The sequence below is a fragment of the Agrobacterium sp. MA01 genome, from assembly GCF_009650195.1.
GTDB lineage: Bacteria > Pseudomonadota > Alphaproteobacteria > Rhizobiales > Rhizobiaceae > Allorhizobium.
Window position 1 is genome coordinate 558,419 of the sequence record NZ_CP045854.1, and the last position, 17,608, is coordinate 576,026.

15 protein-coding genes are annotated in these 17,608 nt (G+C 59.9%); 3 read left to right on the forward strand and 12 right to left on the reverse strand.

What is annotated here, in order from left to right; genetic code table 11:
* Positions 1-464: 464 nt before the first annotated feature.
* Entirely contained in the window at positions 465-1,820 is a 1,356-nt protein-coding gene (locus GH983_RS02545; protein ID WP_153761524.1) for a HAMP domain-containing sensor histidine kinase, read from the reverse strand.
* A complete protein-coding gene (locus GH983_RS02550) occupies positions 1,810-2,478 on the reverse strand; it encodes a response regulator transcription factor (protein WP_153761525.1) in 669 nt (222 codons plus the stop codon). Before GH983_RS02550 ends, GH983_RS02545 begins: the two co-directional genes overlap by 11 nt.
* Before the next feature lie 156 nt (positions 2,479-2,634).
* Here GH983_RS02550 and GH983_RS02555 point away from each other — a divergent pair, with 156 nt between their 5' ends.
* Positions 2,635-2,901 (forward strand): PepSY domain-containing protein, encoded by a 267-nt coding sequence (locus GH983_RS02555; RefSeq protein WP_054148736.1) that lies wholly within the window; start codon positions 2,635-2,637, stop codon positions 2,899-2,901.
* Positions 2,902-2,904: 3 nt separating this feature from the next.
* Entirely contained in the window at positions 2,905-3,444 is a 540-nt protein-coding gene (locus GH983_RS02560; protein WP_153761526.1) for a cytochrome b/b6 domain-containing protein, read from the forward strand.
* Positions 3,445-3,546: 102 nt separating this feature from the next.
* On the opposite strand, the gene GH983_RS02565 is transcribed toward GH983_RS02560, so the two are convergent.
* The 9 genes from GH983_RS02565 to GH983_RS02605 all read right to left on the reverse strand — a co-directional run bounded on the left by GH983_RS02565 (position 3,547) and on the right by GH983_RS02605 (position 14,234).
* Entirely contained in the window at positions 3,547-5,208 is a 1,662-nt protein-coding gene (locus GH983_RS02565) for a phosphoethanolamine transferase (RefSeq protein ID WP_246727599.1), read from the reverse strand.
* Positions 5,209-5,542: 334 nt separating this feature from the next.
* On the reverse strand, positions 5,543-6,313 hold the full coding sequence (locus GH983_RS02570) for a CPBP family intramembrane glutamic endopeptidase (RefSeq protein WP_054148739.1): 771 nt from the start codon (positions 6,311-6,313) through the stop codon (positions 5,543-5,545).
* A 73-nt stretch (positions 6,314-6,386) separates the two neighbouring features.
* Positions 6,387-7,283, reverse strand: a complete 897-nt coding sequence (locus tag GH983_RS02575) for a CPBP family intramembrane glutamic endopeptidase (protein WP_246727477.1) — start codon at positions 7,281-7,283, stop codon at positions 6,387-6,389.
* 11 nt (positions 7,284-7,294) lie between these two features.
* On the reverse strand, positions 7,295-9,259 hold the full coding sequence (locus GH983_RS02580) for an alpha/beta hydrolase (protein ID WP_153761528.1): 1,965 nt from the start codon (positions 9,257-9,259) through the stop codon (positions 7,295-7,297).
* Positions 9,260-9,336: 77 nt separating this feature from the next.
* Positions 9,337-9,810, reverse strand: a complete 474-nt coding sequence (locus tag GH983_RS02585; protein ID WP_246727478.1) for a hypothetical protein — start codon at positions 9,808-9,810, stop codon at positions 9,337-9,339.
* 136 nt (positions 9,811-9,946) lie between these two features.
* Complete coding sequence (locus tag GH983_RS02590) at positions 9,947-12,013, reverse strand: M13 family metallopeptidase (RefSeq protein ID WP_246727480.1); 2,067 nt, start codon at positions 12,011-12,013, stop codon at positions 9,947-9,949.
* A gap of 108 nt (positions 12,014-12,121) precedes the next feature.
* Positions 12,122-12,460 carry a hypothetical protein gene (locus tag GH983_RS02595; protein ID WP_246727482.1) on the reverse strand — a complete coding sequence of 113 codons (339 nt, stop codon included), beginning with the start codon at positions 12,458-12,460 and terminating at the stop codon, positions 12,122-12,124.
* A 42-nt stretch (positions 12,461-12,502) separates the two neighbouring features.
* Positions 12,503-13,201 carry an SH3 domain-containing protein gene (locus GH983_RS02600; protein ID WP_246727484.1) on the reverse strand — a complete coding sequence of 233 codons (699 nt, stop codon included), beginning with the start codon at positions 13,199-13,201 and terminating at the stop codon, positions 12,503-12,505.
* Positions 13,202-13,319: 118 nt separating this feature from the next.
* The gene (locus GH983_RS02605) at positions 13,320-14,234 is read right to left on the reverse strand and encodes a LysR family transcriptional regulator (protein ID WP_054148743.1); all 915 of its coding nucleotides are present in this window, start codon (positions 14,232-14,234) and stop codon (positions 13,320-13,322) included.
* A 188-nt stretch (positions 14,235-14,422) separates the two neighbouring features.
* Here GH983_RS02605 and GH983_RS02610 point away from each other — a divergent pair, with 188 nt between their 5' ends.
* A complete protein-coding gene (locus GH983_RS02610) occupies positions 14,423-15,415 on the forward strand; it encodes a L,D-transpeptidase (RefSeq protein ID WP_054148744.1) in 993 nt (330 codons plus the stop codon).
* Between the two features lie 950 nt (positions 15,416-16,365).
* Here GH983_RS02610 and GH983_RS02615 read toward each other — a convergent pair.
* Entirely contained in the window at positions 16,366-17,271 is a 906-nt protein-coding gene (locus tag GH983_RS02615; RefSeq protein ID WP_194842774.1) for a trypsin-like peptidase domain-containing protein, read from the reverse strand.
* Positions 17,272-17,608 lie beyond the last annotated feature (337 nt).

The window sequence follows — 17,608 nt, forward strand, 5'->3', positions numbered from 1 at the left end:
CGTCGCTTTTTTCTGTGAGAAATAGTCGCTGATTTTCAGCGAAAAACCGGCCTAAAATGGCCTGCCTGGAGAACCTGAATTTTCACATGATTTCAAAGACTTAGAAATTTCGCCTTTGATTTTCCTCTGTTTTCCTGCCGTAAGCGACCGTGGATGCCATCTTTGTGCCCTGGCTTTGGGCCGACGTCAACATGGCGGAGGAGCGGCAATTATTTCCGCTCGGGAGCGCCAAGCCGGAGGCCAGGTGAGTACTTACGCGGGGTAGCTAAGCGTCTTCATTACGGTCGTTCGCCAGGTTAATTCACGGCTTCTAAAGCCGCAGCTTTACGCGGCACGTCAGCGGCGTTTTTTGCGGAGGCGCTAAAACAAATAGGGACGGAAGCGGTGATTTAGTCCGCAGGCGGGTTCACAAGCTGATGTGACTGTCTCCTTTGGCTCGCTGGTTTCGCAGGCCCGCATTTGGGTTATTGTTCTGGCGGCGGGAGTGAGAGTTCACACTCGAATCCCGTGACTCCCTCAGGCAGAACCACAGTCCTCAAGCTCATCGAGCCGCTCATCTGAGCCACCAGTTTTTCGACGATCGCAAGACCGAGACCGGCTCCAGGCTTACTCGTATGGCCGCGCCTGAAGCGCGCTCGGTAAACATTAAGGTCTGGATCGAGTGGAACGGAAACGGCATTGGTCACCGTGATGCGCCCATCCGCGGAGATGGCGATCGTGATGGGCAGTTCGGCATCGCCGTAACGAGCTGCGTTTTCCAGAAGGTTGTTGAAGGCAATGGCGAAGGCGTCTGGGTCGATTGCTCGTACGAGGCCCAGCAACCCGGGTTCCGGCCGCAACTCGATCATCGCGGTTGGATGCTGCGAGCGCTGGAAGGTCTCGACAAGCAGCTTTACGAGGGCGAGCAAATCAACCGGAGTACTAGATAATCCGACGCCTGCCTCCGCGCGGGAGAGCTGCAGTAGTTTCTCCAGCATCAGCGACAGGCGGCGGAGCGCTTCCAGCACGCGATGCGACCGCGACCGGTCATCCGGCTCGTTTAGTTGATCTGCCAGCAGCTCCATCTGGGCGAGTGCACCGGCGAGTGGCGTTCGAAGTTCATGGGCGCTGTTGGCGGCAAGCTCCCGTTCGGCTTGTAGCGCGAGCTTTAGGCGTCCGAGAAGCGTGTTGACCGAGCCCGGTATCGTCGCGATTTCTGTCGGAAGCCCAAGCAAAGCGATGGGTTCGAGGTTGTTGCCATCGCGTCTACTGATCGCGTCCCGCAGTTCATTGACCGGCCTTGTCGCCCGCACGACGACCCAGCGGATTGCGAACATGCCGAGCGGAAGCAGAAGCAGGATCGGCAGCAACAGCGTCAAGGCGCTTTCAAGCGTCGCCTCGCGTCGATGCGCGAGCGAGTCCGCCACCTGGACGAAGAGCGTATCGCTGACCGCCGCGATGGTGAAGATCCGTCTGTCATCGCCGCTCCAGAAGCCGGGCAAGAGCGGTGCGGCATAAGGTTCAGCTCCGACATTGTGCGAATGGAGAAGCACCCTTCCGGAGGCATCGCGCACCTGATAGGTCAGGTATTCGTCTGTTGCGCCAGGATTGAGCGCCGCCACCTGGTCCGGCCCTTTGCCGATGTCGCGACGGAAAAAATCGTCGATGACGAGAGGGGCGAGGCGTTCCGTGGTCTCCTGCAGCGCGCTGTCAAACACTTCATCGAATTCAGCACGCATGACGTGAATGGAGAGTCCGACCGCGATCGTCCAGAATAGCACGAGCAGGACCGACAGAGAAAGGACAAGGCGTCCGGAAAGGCTTCGGGTGTCAACTCGCATCGGCGGAAATCCTGTAGCCGACACCGCGCACGGTCTCGATTGCATCCTTGCCCAGCTTTCGGCGCAAGCGGCTGACATAGACTTCGACCGTGTTGCTCTCGACCTCCGCCCCAAAGGCGTAAAGCGCTTCCTCGATCTGGGCCTTCGACACGATGGCGCGTTTGCGGGCGATCAGCCTGTCGAGCACGGCCCATTCGCGGGAGGAGAGAAGGATCTCCGCGCCGTCCCGAGCCTCAAGCCGCCGCTCGGAAGGGTAAACTCCGATGCCTCCTATGGTCAGATCGGGCAGCTTGTGCGTGCCGTAGCGGCGCGATACGGCGTGGATCCGGGCCTGCAGCTCGCCGAGATCGACAGGTTTGACAAGATAGTCGTCGGCCCCGGCATTCAATCCGGCAATGCGATCGGACACCTGGTCGTGGGCCGTCATGATGATGACGGGCATCTCGTCGCGGCGGGCCCGCAGAGCCTTCAGAATATCGAGCCCGCTCCCATCCGGCAGCCTGAGATCGAGGAGCACGAGATCATAGGCGGCTGCTTGAAGGCTCGCCTCGGCCTCGTCGCATGAGAGCGCCCAGTCCACGGCATGGCCCTGGCGGTGCACGTATGTCTTCACCGCATCGCCGAGCATTTCATCGTCTTCGACCAGCAAGACCCGCATTCATTTACCCCTGTCCAAGAGATCGCGATCTCTTGTCGCGCACGAAACTGACAGCCCGCTGAACCGCCCGCAAGGTCCGAGCTCGCCCTTCAGGTGGCTGTCAGCTTGCGGGTCGATCCTCCCCTCGTGTCCAACACCAGGAAAGGAACACAGTCCATGCAGAAGATCATCATCGCTCTCGGCCTCGCAGCTGCCTTTGGCGGCACCGCACTTGCTTCCGAAAAATGCAATGTCGCCATGGCCGACTGGAAGCCGCGCGAGGCGCTGCAAACCAAGCTTGAAGGCGAAGGCTGGAAGGTCCGCTCGATCAAGACCGAAGACGGCTGCTATGAAGCCTATGCCATCAATGCCGAAGGCAAGAAGGTCGAAGCCTATTTTGACCCGCAGACCCTCCAGTCGGTCGACATGAAGATCGAGGACTGATCGATGACGTCGACAGTCAAGGTCTGGGATCGTCCGGTCAGGCTCTTTCACTGGAGCCTCGCGGGCAGTGTCGCCTTGTGCTGGTTGACGGCGGACGAGTTGCAGAGCCTGCACGAGGTGGCAGGCTATGCAGCCGCCGGCCTGATTGGCCTGCGGCTCGTTCTCGGCATAGCCGGGACGCGCTATGCCCGTTTCAGCCAGTTCATCCGTTCGCCAAAGCGCACGCTGCTCTATGCTGGCGACATGCTTCGCCACAAGGAGGCCCGATATCTCGGCCACAACCCGCTCGGGGCCGCCATGGTGGTCGTGTTGCTTCTGATGGTCGGTGGCATCGCGCTCACCGGCTGGATCCAGACGACGGATGCCTATTGGGGCATTGAATGGGTCGAGGAGACACATGAAGCGCTCGCTCAATTGCTGCTGGTGGCCATCGCTTTCCACGTGGTGGGCGTCATTCATGCCAGCCTCCGGCATCATGAAAACCTTGCGCTTGCCATGTTCACCGGGCGCAAACGCGCACCGGACGGCGGCGATATTCTCTGAAAGAGAAGCCCCAACGAAACAAAGGACGCCGCAAACCGCGGCGTCCTTGTCTGTCGTGAGTAGGCTTGATGGGTTTGATGGACCGAATCTCTGAAGTGCCCCTCAAGACGAGACTCTGCTGCGGCAGGCTGCAAAAATGTCGAGGGCCGGGTCATAGACCGCAGTCTTCACCTGCATCAGGCCGAGCACACTGTGGAAGAGGTTGTCGTGCGAATGGGGCAAATCCGCCTTGGATGTGAGGCACGGTTTGTCGATGCCGGTCGACTGTCGAAGGTCGGGTGACGTCCAGAGAACAAGCGGAACATGGGTCTGTTCGGCTGGCGCAAACATATACGGCGCGCCGTGCAGATAGAGACCGTTTTCGCCCAGCGACTCGCCATGGTCAGACATGTAGATCATCGCCGTATCCAGCGTTTTGGCATGGGCGCTCAGCTTGTCGATTACCTCAGAGAGAATATGGTCGGTGTAGAGCAGGGCGTTGTCATAGGCGTTCCTGATGGTCTCCGGCGTACAGGCATCAAAGTCTGCCGAGCGGCAATCCGGCACGAATTTGCGGAACTCGTCGGGATAGCGGAGATAATAGGCGGGGCCGTGATTGCCGAGCTGGTGGAGGACCAGAACGGCGTCGCCATCCACCTTGTCCAGCCAGGCATCGAGGCCGTCGACCAGGATTTGGTCCAGACACTCACCGCCATGGCAGAAACGCGGATCGTTCGATTTGAAGAAATCGGTCTTCTGGATTCGATCGGCGACATGTTTGTCGCCGGTGTTGTTGTCCCACCATTCGGTCTTGATGCCGGCATGGGTGAGGACATCCATCAGGTCCTCTGTCGCCAAGGCTTTTGCGTGCGAGTAGTCCCGTCGACCATAGACCGAAAACATGCAGGGCACTGAGACAGCCGTCGCCGTTCCGCAGCTAGAAGTGTCGCTGAAATAGGTGATGTCGCGCTTCGAAAGCTGAGGGTTCGTCGGGCGCTCGTAGCCGCCGAGCTGGAAACTCTGCGCCCGCGCGGTTTCGCCAACGACGATGATCGTGACGCGTGGTCGGCGGCCATTGGCCGGCAGAGCATCCAAAACCCTGGCATCGGTACCGATCGGCTGGAGAACAATCGCTTGCTCGCGTGATCGTCCAATCAGGAAGCTGGCCGCGCTTCCGACCGGAAAGATCGGGTTCAGCGTTCGGAACCAGTCACGGTGCTCACGGGTGCTGAAGATGAATGTGCCGCTGTTCGAGAGGCCAGCACCAGCAAATACCAGCAGAGACGGCGCGATGATCATCAGATTGACTATGAATTTTTTGAGGAGTGGACGGTGCACGACCTCGACCCAGGCGATGAACAGCGAGGGCAGGATACCAAAGAGCCCCATATGAAGGACAAAGGCACCGGTCATCAGGTGGCCGGCCTCGGCCGTGTTGGTCTCGGCCGCGTTGCGGATCATCTCAGTGTCGACGATCACGCCGAAACGATCCATGAACCACGCACTCGCCACGCTGGTGATCACCATGAGGATCAGGGCCGGCTTGATCAGGTATTTGGCTGAGAACGTGACGGTCAGCGCGACAAAGGCGGCCAAAAGACCGACCGCCAGCCCAACAAGCGCGAAGCCTTGCCCCTGGAGGTAGAGGAAGGACTTGCCCCAGAAAGTCCCGTTCATGAAAAACAGCAGATAGACTGCGGTGAGTATGCTCAGCCATTCGCTGCGCAAGCGCGGTCTGAACTTCAAAAGCGTCTTCAACAAGCCCGCTTCCTTTCGTGCATGGATCCCAAGATCCGATGCACTGCCGTGCAAAGCTGACAGACACCTGAACGTTGCTTATGGAGGAATGCGTTCTCGACGGTCAGCCAGATCAGCTTCGAGCCCAGCAGTATGCCCAGGCCCCCCTGCCGTAATGATTTCTGCTATGCGCCTCCATTTCGGTCGTTCGGTCTTCATTGCCCTCGCCTGGCAGCGGACACAGCGCGGGAGTGGCATCACGCCGCATTCCCGACTTTTGGCATCGACTACGGCAGAGACCATGACGTCGGCGACAAACGCTGCTGGCACAAAGGCACAGTGAAGCCATTTTCTAGTCACTGGGCGAAAGGCTTCTTCCTACTCAAACATCCTCGTTCCGAACGTGTCGCAGAAGGTACATCCCATAGAGAAAGTTTGGCAGGACGAGCAGTACAGGCAGCAGGAAGGCCCATCTGTCGACTTCGCCGCTCGACGCGGCACCGCTTGCCTCGCTGCTGGCAGAGATCGCGAATGTGCCGAAGTCCCACAGCGCATGATAGATGATCGCCGGCCAGATCGAGCCGGTGCGAACGAGAATGGCGATGAAGGCGAAGCCGCTCAGGGTCGCGGTAAAGGCCTGCAGCAAGGCGTTCAGGAATTCGCCCGTCGTCAATGCGTTGAGGATGTGGACGGAGCCGAACAGGATCGATGTCCAGATCATCGCGGGCCAGATCTTCACCCGGGTCCGCAGAGCCTCAAACAGCACACCACGGAACATTGTCTCCTCTGACAGGCCGACGAATGCGGTGCTGAGAAAAATCAGAAGCATCAAGCTCAACGGTGGCAAGCCGAGGAGGCCTGCCATGCTGAGGAACGCAATGACGTAAAGTGCCGGGAACCACATGATCCGAAGCGAGCTCATCGGGTCGGGCGCCCCGAATTTCATATCGCGCCAACCCGCCGTGATGATGACGAGGACGAGGAAGAGAAAGGCTGCGATAACGTTCCACAGTGGTCCCTTGGAAAGGCCTTCAATCAAGGACTGCTTTTGCCCGCCGCTCAGCCAGATCCCGCCGCCAATGGTGATCGCGGCCCAGAGCACGTAGACGATGAGGCTGAGAGGGAGACGGGCCTTCCCGTGTGCAAAATTCATTTGAACCTACCTTTGTTCACTTGCCTTTGCCGTGGCGATACTCGGCAGTATTGCGCCTCTTCCCGGCATCTCGTCAGGTCCGTTTCCACATCGGCGGCACCATGTTTTTGCGCTTCACGGCCATGAGTAGGACCAAAAGGCCCGTCGCAGTACAGATGACGAGCGCGACAAGGCTCGCTTCCATCCCGAATTTTCCGCCGGTCAAAAGCTGCGGCCCTTCGATCACGGCCTTGAACAGGCCTGGCTGTTCGAAGGCGCCTGACACCGAGCCGGAGAAGATGCCGCCCTGGGTGAAGTTCCACGCGATGTGGGCACCGATGCTCAACCAAAGCCTTCGCGTGACCAGATAAAGAGCGGCAAGCAGCAGGCCCGCCTCGATGGTGATGGCGAGCGCGCCGATGATGTTGCCGTCCGGGTTACCAAGATGCACCAGGCCGAAGATCAGCGCCGAGGCAACCAGCGCAATCCAGCTTCCCGCAAGCGCTTCGACATTGCGAAAGATCGTGCCCCGGTGCAGCAGTTCCTCGAAGACACCCGAACTCAATGCCATCGCCACGGACGGAAGCATGAGCGAAGCGGGATTGATGCCGTCGATGCTGTAGACCCCGAGAAGGACCAGGATCACGACACACAGTGTGTATAGGCCGGCGCCAGCGAACAGGCCGAGGCCCAGTTCGCGGCCCATCGCCGACAGGGCCAGTTCGTCCACGGTGCGCCTTTCCACGAAACGGACGAAGCCCACATAGACGGCGATTGCCAGCGCCGCCATCAGGGCCGCGCTGGCAATCGCCAGCAGAGGCCGATCGGCAAATTGTACGCTCCAGAACCCATTGCTGATGCCCATCAAGAGGAATAGCAGTGGGGCGAGCACAAGGATGCGTGTCAGCGGAAACTGCAGGATGCGCAGCCAGAGTGGCGGCGCACCCTTTGTTGCATCCCCTAAATCCCTCGTCTGTTCCTGACGGGCCAAAGTGCCTGACCTCACTTCGCTGCCTTTGCCCAGTCGGGGATGTGCCACTCGATGCTGATGCTTTCCGCGCAATCGTTCGACAGCTTGCGCCCGGGTTGGTTGATGAAGGCCACGCCCATGTCGGCCACGCAGGACTGGTAGATTAGGGCGCCATGGCCGGCCTCGGGGATCATGAAGACCTGAGCATTGCTCAGCTCCTCGGTCGCGATCTCGGCCCAGCTCGCCGGCGTCTGGCTGTCATAGAGGCTGCCGATCGACAGGGTCGGAATGTCGCTCTTGACCGGGACCTGCCAGTTGTCGCGCTGAACCTGCTTGAAGGGAATGCAGGAACCGAAGACGAAGCGGGCCGCTTCGTCGGCGTCATCCCCGATATAGGGGTATTTCTGGGCAGCGGTGAAGGCTTGGTAGCCCTCGAAACTGTTGAACGGCAGGTCCTCCTGGCAGGCGTAGTTGAAGAGATAGAGGTCGCCGAAGAAACCTTCCTCTGATCTTGCGACATCCCGCTGGATGATGGCGAAGTAGCCGGTGAGTTCGGCCTCGCTCATGCTGTCAATCAGAGCGGTCAACCGGGCCGTGGCTTCGCCCGTGGTATGGGTTTTGACGAAGGTGCCGAGGGCTTCCTTTGATGGCGTGATGACCTGCAGTGCGGCGTAATCGGCCACCATGCTGACACCTTTTGTCGCATCGGTTCCGCGCGCGGCAATCAGCGCTTTCTCGAGCTCGGTGTCGAACAAGATGGCGACGGGGCCATAGTTCTTTTCCGCATCGATCTCGTTGCGCAGTTCTTCGATGACGTTCTGGTTGGAACGGGCGATCCTGGCAGAAATCATGGCATTGTCGGCCAATGTGCCGATCAGGGCGCGTTGCGCCTTGGGCAGTGTCGCGGAAGCCTTGGCAACGTCGTCATCGCCCGGCATCGGCATGATGAAGTCGCGACCGACCAGCAGGTCGACGGTCGGCATCTCCTTACCGCGATGCAATTCGTAGATGAAGGCAGGCAGATAGGGCGTCATCGACAGGTTGCCGTATTTTGCATTGCGCTCCTCGAAAGGGCGGAAGATCGTCTTCGGCTCCACTGGCTTGCCCTGGTGGATGACCTTGCCGGCCTTGGCCGCATGCAGGGTCTCGATGATGATCTTGTCGAGCTCCGGGAAGGTCGCATTGCAGGTCTCATCCGCCTTGCACTGTTCGACCACGTGTTCGATTGGCTCGCTGACCTTGAGCGCGAAGGTGTCGTAGAGCTTTACCCAGGAAGGCGCCACACCGTCTATAATGACCGAGCGGATGCCCTCGGGTGCGACCCGCATGGCTTCCAGAGCCAGCTTCGTGCCGTAGGAAATGCCATACATGTTGTAGCTCTCGTAGCCGAGAGCCTTGATGATTGTCGGGATGTCCCTGGCGTTTTCCGTTGTGTTGTACTTGGAGATGTCGATGCCGGCGGCCTCGATCTCCCGCAGGCAATCGGCAATCGTATTGTTGTTGACGTTCGATCCGTCAATGGCGGTGGTCGTATACTGCTTCTTGGCGATGCTGGCGGCATTGGCTGCCAGAGCGTTGAAGCACTTCACCGAATGGCCGGACAGGCCTGCCGAGCGCTGGTCCCAGAACACCACGTCGCGGGTCTTCCGGAAGGGTTCGAAGGTCTGGGCCAGAAGCGGGATCTGCACCATTGCGCTCGCGCCTGGCCCACCCTGCAGATAGACGACCGGATCGGGTTCCGGATAGAGCGAATGCGATTTTAGGATCGCGAAGTCGAGGCTGATTTTCTTTCCGTCCGTCTTGGCATGATCCTCCGGAACCTGGACCCTGCCGCAAAATACTGTCTTACCTTCGATCTCGTCCACCGGGAGCGGGCGGGGGCAGACGATCTGGGTGATCTGCGTGCTTCCAGCCGTACCCGCTTTCAACGTGGCGAACCCGTCCTCGGCGTTGCCGGTGAGGAAGGAGATCAAGGCCAGTATGCCGGTATAGTCCATCGTAAAGCCCCTGTTTTACTGCATCTTCGGTCATGAAACGGGTCGCGGCACCTGTGTCCGCGACCTGCCAGCAGGCGTTAGAGGCGGCCGCCCCTCAGGTCGATCAACTCACCGCTGTCACGCATCTTGCAGGTCATGTACTGGCGCCCGACTGCGGCCTCGATCATCCATTCATGCTTGCCCGGCGAGCGCGCCTTGGTGAAGTGGACCTGATGGGTGCCGACCGCGAAGTTGCGGGCCACAATCTGGGCGCAACCCTGATAGGCCATGGGTGGCGCCTTGGCAGCGGACGCCTGCTGGCGATGCGCCATCGAGTTCTCGCGCTCCCGATCACCGGCCTGATAGCCTGCGGCATAACCGCTTGTCCGGTTTCCTTCCCAATAGGGGTAACCGTGAACGCCGTCGCGATAGCCGCGCTCGAATTCAGCCGTCTCCTCGCCGCCGCCCGGCTCATAGCCCTCCTCATAATGATGCTTGTTGTGGGCGAGAGCGGCGATGCCGAGGATGGCGATGGCTGCAGCGGCCGCGGCCGCCTTGTCCTTGTCGCTCATGCCGGCCTCAACCGGCTGGAGACCCATCTGAAAAGCCAGTGTCGTGGCAGCCAGCAATGCGATGATGCGTTTGATAGTCCCTCTCCTTTGCACTCGTCTGGTTCATGATCCTGATGTCTGCCGGTCGGCGATCCGCTCACCAAGCTTTCACGCGCCGTTCCGGCGGCACCCATTCCTTGTCGCCCTCCTTGATGTCGAAGGCCTCGTAAAACCCGTCGACATGCTTGAGCGCTGCCGTCGCGCGGTAGAAGCCGGGCGGATGCGCATTGCTCATAAAGACGCTGCGGATGGCCTCGTCCGTCACCTTCATCGCCCAGAACTGGGCCCAGGAGATGAAGCAGCGCTGCTCGGGCGTCAGGCCATCGATCGAGACATTTTCTTCCGGATGCTCCGCCAGATAGTCCTTGAGCGCGTCGAAGGCGAAGTTGATGCCGCCCACATCCGCCATGTTCTCCCCGACGCTAAGCGCACCGTTCAGCTTGAGACCCGGCAGCACCTCATAGGCACCAGCCTGTTCGATGAGTTTGGCGGCCTCTTTGTCGAATGCGTTCGCGTCCTGCGGCTTCCACCAGTTGTTGAGATTGCCATCGGCATCATAGAGCCGGCCCCGGCTGTCGAAGCCATGGGTCATCTCGTGCCCGAGCACCGCGCCGATGCGGCAGAAATAGGTGGGCGCATCTTTCGTCGCCTCGAAAGCCGCCGGCTGCAGGATCGCGGCTGGCACCTCAAAGCCGTTGATCTGCATGTCGTAGCCGGCATTGATGATAACGGGCAATGTCGAGGTGGAATCCGCGAAGGCCTCGTGTTCCACCGGCTTGCCGAGTTTCGCATAGGAGCGCGCGGTATCGAAGGCATTGATCCGCATGATGTTGCCGACCAGATCATCCGCGCGGATGTCGACGGTCGAATAGTCGATCCAGTCTTCCGGATAGCCGATCTTGTAAGAGAGTTTTTCAAGCTTTGTGAGGGCCGCTTTCTTGGTGTCGTCGTTGAGCCAGGTCAGGCCCTTCATGCGGTTCTCGAAGGTCTGGTGGACACGCTCCACCATGTCTGTCGCCTTGACCTTCGTCTCCTCGGAGAAGTGGCGCTCGACATAGAGACGCGAAACGGGATGACCGATGTTGGCCTGCAGGCTCTGTTGGACGAGCTCCTCGCGCGGCGGGAGCCGGTCAATGCCAAAGACGATCCGGTTCCATTCGCGGGCACTGCCATCGAAGCGTGTCCCAAGGAACGGCTTGAAGTGGTTGATGACCCTGACCTTGAGGTAGTCCTTGATGTCGGAGAGTGGCCTGTCCGCCAGCACCCGCGAAAGTGCCGCAAGATAGCGGGGTTGCGTCTGGACAATCGTCTCCGGCACCGCGGCGTTGACGGCTGCGAGGATTTTCGTGAGATCGAGTGCCGGGATCTCGGCCTGAACAGCGTCGAAGGGTTTGGGCTGGTAGCTGTTGTCCGGGTTCATCGATTCGACCGGCGTCAGAGTCGCTCCATGCAGCTCGCGCTCCAGATCGGCCACCATGTCGACGACGGTCGCCGCACGGGCAGTTTCGTATCCGGCCTGTTCCAGCACGGTCTTCAGGTTGCCCCTCAGAGCAATATCGAGTGCCGAACCCGCCGGAGCCTCGTAGAGGTTTTCCTGATTGAAGATTAGGGAACCCTTGACGATGAAGAGCACCATCTTCGTCGTATCGGCCTGATCTGCCGAGGGAACGATGCCGACCAGGGGAACCTCTCCAGCAACGGAAACATAGTGCCCGAGATAGGTCGCGAGATCGTTGAGGCTCGCGATGGCGTCGATCCTGGCCAGTTCAGGCTCGATGGGCGCTATGCCCTTCGCGTCGAGGGCGGCAACATCCATGTAGGAGTTGTAAAAAGCGCCGACCTGCTGCAGCGGACTTCCCTTTGTCGCGGTTGCGGATTTCTCCCCGGCCTCCGCGATCAGGTTCTTCATCTGCGCCGTCAGTCTCAGCCCCATGAAGTCGAAGGTCCCGATGCTGACGCGGTCGGCGGGACGTTCGACACGGTCGAGCCAGCCGCCCACCGCATAGCGGTAGAAATCGGTGCCCGGATCGACCGACATGTCCATGTTGGTCACAGAGAACGATAGCTGGTCCGGGCCGATCTCTGGCACCGGAACCAATTCGGCCGCCTGCGCGGACATGGCGGCAGACAGGCACAGCAGGACGAGAGGCGTCAGGCGCTGCATGAGGGTCCTCGTTTTTGATCAATGATGAAAACGTGTCGTGGCCGGGTCCTCCGCTCATAGTGCGGAGATCCGGTGCCGGAGCGAGCCGGCACCGTTAGGAAGCGGTTCTCACAGAGAGCCCTCGTTCGTCATGGACATCACGTTGGCGACCACTCCGCTATTGGAGACGATGCAGTTCCACGGTGCGCGCGTCGGTCCAACGCCAACGGTGACCTGCGAGTTGGCTTCCGAGAAGATCATTTCGATGATCTCGACATCGCCATTATTCGTGGTGTTGGATACTGCTGCCAGACAGGCGCTACGGGCAGCCGGCGGCACGCTCTCGTCCATCAACCTCGGAGTAGCGGCAGCCGTTGGCGGCAGTTGCGATGTTCCGTCCGAGGTGCAGCCCGCAAGCAGCCCCAAAGCAAGGCAGATCATTCCTGATGTCGTTATGAACCTGATCACCCGTCTCCCCTCCTGTTTTGCTTCATCAGGGCCTGATCTGGCTCAGTTGCTCGCCTCGACCAGGAACCGTCCAGCCGCCCAGCCGGCATTGCTGCCATCAGGCCGGGAAACCCGGCACCAGCGTGTTTGTCCGGTCATGCGGCAGCCGCCATTGCGCAGGATCTCGCCATTGACCACGCGCGTCACGATTGGGCTCTGGGCACTCGGGCGGGTGCGGATGTTCAAGGCATCGCCGCGCGAAATGCCCGCCACCTGGAAGAAGTCCGGCCCGCCGGACAGGCCGTCGGCGAAATCAGGTGCGGGCGGCGCAATCGGCCTGCCGCCGGTGACCTCGATGCGCAGCGTGAAGCGCGCCTGCTCATTGCGGCGCGCGGCATTGCGCATCAGGTAGACCTGCACGGTGTAGTCTCCGCTGTCGGGCACGATGATGTCGGCAAAATCGCCCGAGATTGAGCCGTTGAAAAGGGCCTCGCCACCGCCGGGGCCGAGAATGTTGAAGTAGTTGCTGCTGTTCGAGCTATCCATGGTGACGGCGAGCCTCTGGCCGCCACGGACATTGATGCGGTAATTGGCGCCTTCGTAGCCCCGGACCGTCCCGCGGATGACCGTTGAGCTCTGGCCCCGGCCGAATTCGACCCGGGCGCTGCGTTCCTGCGCGAGTGCCGCTTGCTGCCCGAAATCTGCAATGACGACAAGCGCCATCGCGACCACTACACCCACGAACGCACGCCACATACGCATCCGACATCTCCCGTTGGGAAGGCTTCAAGAGATCGAATTGCAACCTCTCGATGTCCCGAGACTGACATGCCTAAAGCCTGCGAACCAGTGAATTATATTCGTCCAATGTGAGAGGGTTTCATGGTTGCACCAGTTTCAAACGGTTGTCCGTCGCGCGGCGCTCCGATCTGCCGAGCTCCTGCTTGAACCACCGCAGCAAGGCGTCGAGAGCAGGTTCAGTTCTGCGGCTTTCCTTGATGCACAGGTGATAATCCTCGTGGGTGGGAAGCAGTGCTTCGTCCAGAAGCACCATTCTTCCCGTTTCTATGTCGGGCTGTGCGAGAAAGTCTGGTACGAGCGCCGCACCGAGGTTCTGGCGAACCATGTCGAGCGCGATTACATAGTGGGATGCGAACAGCCAGCGGCAGGTGAGGGGAAGGAGATCCGCCCGGCCGCTGTGTCGCGCATAGGTCTGCCAGTCCGAGCCGATCTTTCCAGGCTGCAGTTCGGTGGTAATGTAATCGAAGCTCTTGTTTCGCGCTGCAACTGTTGACGACACGACTGCAACCAGATTCTCCGGCCAGAGCAGTTGCGCGTAATAGCCGCGATCCTTGGGGAGCGTCGTCACGAACGCATCACCCGTTGCATCCGTGAGTTCCGGATCCTGCGCATACATGATGATCTGCAGATCGATATCCGGATGGGCCGCATAGAAGGAATGCAGCCGCGGTACCAGCCAGGCCTGGGCGAAACTGCTGCAAATCGCGAGCCGCACCCGATCGCGTGTGCCGCCGATCGCTACGGCCAAGGATCGGTCGATCTCGGCAAAGGCCGGCTGCAGCCGTCGCGCAAGGTCCCGGCCAGCGTCTGTCAATGCGATGCCGCGACCACTTTTCTGGATCAGTCGTTCTCCGACGATCTCTCCGAGCAGCCGCAACTGATGGCTGACGGCACTTTGCGTGACGCCCAGTTCGTCCGCCGCCGCCGCCACGGACAGATGGCGGGATACCGTTTCAAACGTGTGCAAGGCCCTGAGATTATGCCTGAAATCCATCGCGTAATCCTTGATGCGGCAATGCGCTCGATATCGGGCGCCCTGCACCCCGGCACAAGCGAGAGTGGGTGCGCCTGAAACTAACGTTTCATGAGGATTATTTAAAATTCAAGAGAGAAACTCATTGGACACCCGCGGTCGGCCCTGAAATGGTCTCTCACGTCGAAATTGTGAACGAGAGATCGACCATGACGAAGACAGACGATGACAAGCGTCTTTTTGTGAAGGGCATTTCGGCGGTCGCGCTTCTAGGCAGTCCGGTCGCACTCTTGGCCGGGGAGGTGATGAAGGAGGTCGCGGCCTTGAAGCCCGGCGAATTCACCTGGCATCCCGAACGACAGCGGACCGGGCCGGTGGCGATCGTCGTCTCGCTGCCGGAGCAGCGCGTGCATGTCTATCGCAACGGTATCCGCATAGCGGTCGCCACCTGTTCCACCGGAAAGCCGGGGCATGAGACGCCGACCGGCGTTTTCGTCGTGCTGCAGAAGGACAAGCACCACAAGTCCAGCACCTATGACGACGCGCCAATGCCAAACATGAGCCGGCTGACGTGGTCTGGCATCGCGCTTCATGCCGGCAATCTGCCGGGATATCCGGCCTCACATGGCTGCGTGCGCCTGCCTATGGCCTTTTCCGAACGTCTCTTCGACATCACCCATCTCGGCACACCCGTCATCATTTCGGGCGCTGCCGCAGATCCGCAGGAACTCACCCATCCGGGCATGGTGCTCGGTGCCTACGCCGCCCGGGAATTCGGCGATGCCGTGGCGGCGCTGCACGGCAAACAGCGGCCGAACGACTGGACGGACCTGAAGAAGCAGCCCGTGGTTTCGGTCATCATGTCGACCTTCGATGGGCGGGCCTTGCTGGTCGAAAACTCTGAAATCCGCGCCGAGGGAAGGATCACCGTGAGCGGCAGGGACAAATTCAGCAGCCATGTATTCCTGCTTGACGACCTCGATGACGCCGTCCTGGGCATGCGCTGGATTGCGTTTGCCAATCCGAACGAGGACGAGGCTGTTGTCAGCACGACTGCAAACCTTCTCTCCCGGATATCCGCCGACCCGCCTTTCGTGTCGGCCATGCAAAGGGTTCTGCACCCCGGCGCAGTCCTCATTCTGACGGACGCTCCGCTTGCTCCAGACAGCCGGACTGGCACGGATTTCGTGATCATGAGTTGATTGGGTCGCTGCAAGAAGGCGGGTCGTCTTGACGGCTGTTCGCCAAACATATCCTGCTTAAGCTCGCGATCGGTTTGGCGACCTATTCGGCAGTGAAGACCTCCGGCGAATCATATCTCAAGCAGCGAGCCTGGGCCTTTGCCCGCGCTTGTCCTCCATGGCCCCAAGCAAGTGGGGCGCCAAGTGTCTGCTTTTCGGAAGAAGTAGCTGGAACTGGATGTCCGGAAACGGCCCCATAAGGTACATCGCTTGGCGGTCCCCAGCCGATTTTGCAAGACCCGATCAAGCAAGACGGATGGCCTGAATAACCGCAGCCATGATTGCTCGAGTTATTGAGAAGGCGTCGCTTTTTTCTGTGAGAAACAGTCGCTGATTTTGAGCGGAAAACCGACCTAAAATGGCCCGCATGGAGAGCCTGGATTCTCACATAATTTCAAAGGCTTATAAAAAATGCCTTTGAGTTCCCTATATTTTTGCGCCGCGAGCGACCGTGGATGCCATCTTTGTCCCCTGGCTTTGGGCTGACGTCAACATGGCGGAGAGCGGCAATAATTTCCGCTCGGGGGCGTAAAGCTGGAGACGAGGTGAGCATTTTCGCTTGGCAGCTTTGCGCCTTCATGTCGGCCATTCAAGCCGAAACGCCGAATAGTGGAAAGCTGCTGGTCTGTTTGCGTAACTCCGATGTCCGTGATGGGGGGCCTGCCTGTCCGTTAATGGTTCCACTGCTTGAAAAGCGGACATAGGGAGATGGGCGAAAGAGGGCCGCCGGCGGACAGGCAGAAAATCGCCCTATCAGCCATGATCACTGGCCTAGCTGAACGGTCGTGCCGGGACGTTGAACCTGGTGGTTCAATGGCTCGGTAACCGAATGTCGTGCTTGCAAATGTCTCAAGGGCGAAAGGCCCGTGGTGGGTCGCCAAACGGTCAGGCGGCGTTCGCCGCACCTGTGCTTACTCGTTGGTGAAGTTCGCATCGAAGATGGACTTGACCCAGTCATATTGCGTGCTGATCCGGCCGAAACCGCCGGTCGAACCATAAACCGCATCGTCGCCCCAGGCGTTGACCCCGACAATAGCCCAACCCTCGTCGGTCTCGATCCAGAGCGAGCCGCCGCTGTCACCCGAGCCCAGCACGCCTTCATATTCATCAACCGGCAGGGAATTGCCGTCCTCGAAGACATTGGTGGAACCGTCCTCGCTGTCGAAGTCGACCAGCAACTGATTGCCGCCTTTGCCGTCGGGGGCGGGGTCCTCGACCACGTCGATGATGTTGCGCGCCGCAGCGGCATCTTCGCTACTGTAATATTTGTCATCCTGGCCGACCGAGCCGATGCCCCTCGAGCCAAAGCCGACCATGGTGGCGCGTTGTCCCAGTTCATCGTCCCCGCCATAAAGGAGTGGCGGCGTATCGCAATCCGTCACGGGCCCGTTCAATTCCACGATGGCCATGTCATAGCCGGGCGTTTCGTCGCTATTGGCGTCGTAATTGGGATGGATATGCACGGCCTTGGCGGTAAATTCGGTACCAGCGCGGGTGTAATAGGTCCAGGTGGCGGGGTCGTTACCATCGCCGAAATTATGCGCCGCAGTCAATACATAAGCCGTGCCGTCCTGGTCATTGCCGATCCAGGTGCCGGAGCCGCCAATCTGCTCGCCGTCGAAAAAGCTCATGATGGCGCAAAATTGTGGCTCCATGGCCAGCGCCTTGGCGGCGCCGAATCCGTCGCCTTCCGCACCAGCCGCCCCGCCCTGATCGGCCCAGGTGCTGTCGAGAATGATCACCGCCTGGGCTGGACCCGCCGCAGCCAAACTCAGCAGCGCCGTGCCCAGCAGCGCCGATACGATCCTTGATGTCATGCCTCTCCCCTTGGGTGTCTCACTGGGCATTTGTGCAATGTTTCGCTCTGGTTGGTATTCAGAATGCAGGGTGTCGTGGTGATGCCAGCTTCGCGCGAGACAAAGCCGTGCGCCTCGAACAGCGGTACGTTGGGTGAAGGGGGACGGCTGTTGGAGGCGATGGACTTGCCCCTTGGCCCACAGCCAATAGTCGCAATACACCGTGGGCAATACCATCGATTAGTCTCTGTTGTTTCGGCCCAAACGCCGAGGGTTTCCCCCCGTTTCATCCTATTACCAGCGCAATTAATTGAACGACAGCTTTCGATTTAGCGAATTGCAAAAGCGAATGACGGCA

Excerpts from the sequence above, each read along its gene's own strand:
- GH983_RS02545 (WP_153761524.1), bottom strand. The coding sequence starts at position 1,820 with ATGCGAGTTGACACCCGAAGCCTTTCCGGACGCCTTGTCCTTTCTCTG.
- GH983_RS02550 (WP_153761525.1), bottom strand. The coding sequence starts at position 2,478 with ATGCGGGTCTTGCTGGTCGAAGACGATGAAATGCTCGGCGATGCGGTG.
- GH983_RS02555 (WP_054148736.1), top strand. The coding sequence starts at position 2,635 with ATGCAGAAGATCATCATCGCTCTCGGCCTCGCAGCTGCCTTTGGCGGC.
- GH983_RS02560 (WP_153761526.1), top strand. The coding sequence starts at position 2,905 with ATGACGTCGACAGTCAAGGTCTGGGATCGTCCGGTCAGGCTCTTTCAC.
- GH983_RS02570 (WP_054148739.1), bottom strand. The coding sequence starts at position 6,313 with ATGAATTTTGCACACGGGAAGGCCCGTCTCCCTCTCAGCCTCATCGTC.
- GH983_RS02580 (WP_153761528.1), bottom strand. The coding sequence starts at position 9,259 with ATGGACTATACCGGCATACTGGCCTTGATCTCCTTCCTCACCGGCAAC.
- GH983_RS02585 (WP_246727478.1), bottom strand. The coding sequence starts at position 9,810 with ATGAGCGACAAGGACAAGGCGGCCGCGGCCGCTGCAGCCATCGCCATC.
- GH983_RS02590 (WP_246727480.1), bottom strand. The coding sequence starts at position 12,013 with ATGCAGCGCCTGACGCCTCTCGTCCTGCTGTGCCTGTCTGCCGCCATG.
- GH983_RS02600 (WP_246727484.1), bottom strand. The coding sequence starts at position 13,201 with ATGCGTATGTGGCGTGCGTTCGTGGGTGTAGTGGTCGCGATGGCGCTT.
- GH983_RS02605 (WP_054148743.1), bottom strand. The coding sequence starts at position 14,234 with ATGGATTTCAGGCATAATCTCAGGGCCTTGCACACGTTTGAAACGGTA.
- GH983_RS02610 (WP_054148744.1), top strand. The coding sequence starts at position 14,423 with ATGACGAAGACAGACGATGACAAGCGTCTTTTTGTGAAGGGCATTTCG.
- GH983_RS02615 (WP_194842774.1), bottom strand. The coding sequence starts at position 17,271 with ATGACATCAAGGATCGTATCGGCGCTGCTGGGCACGGCGCTGCTGAGT.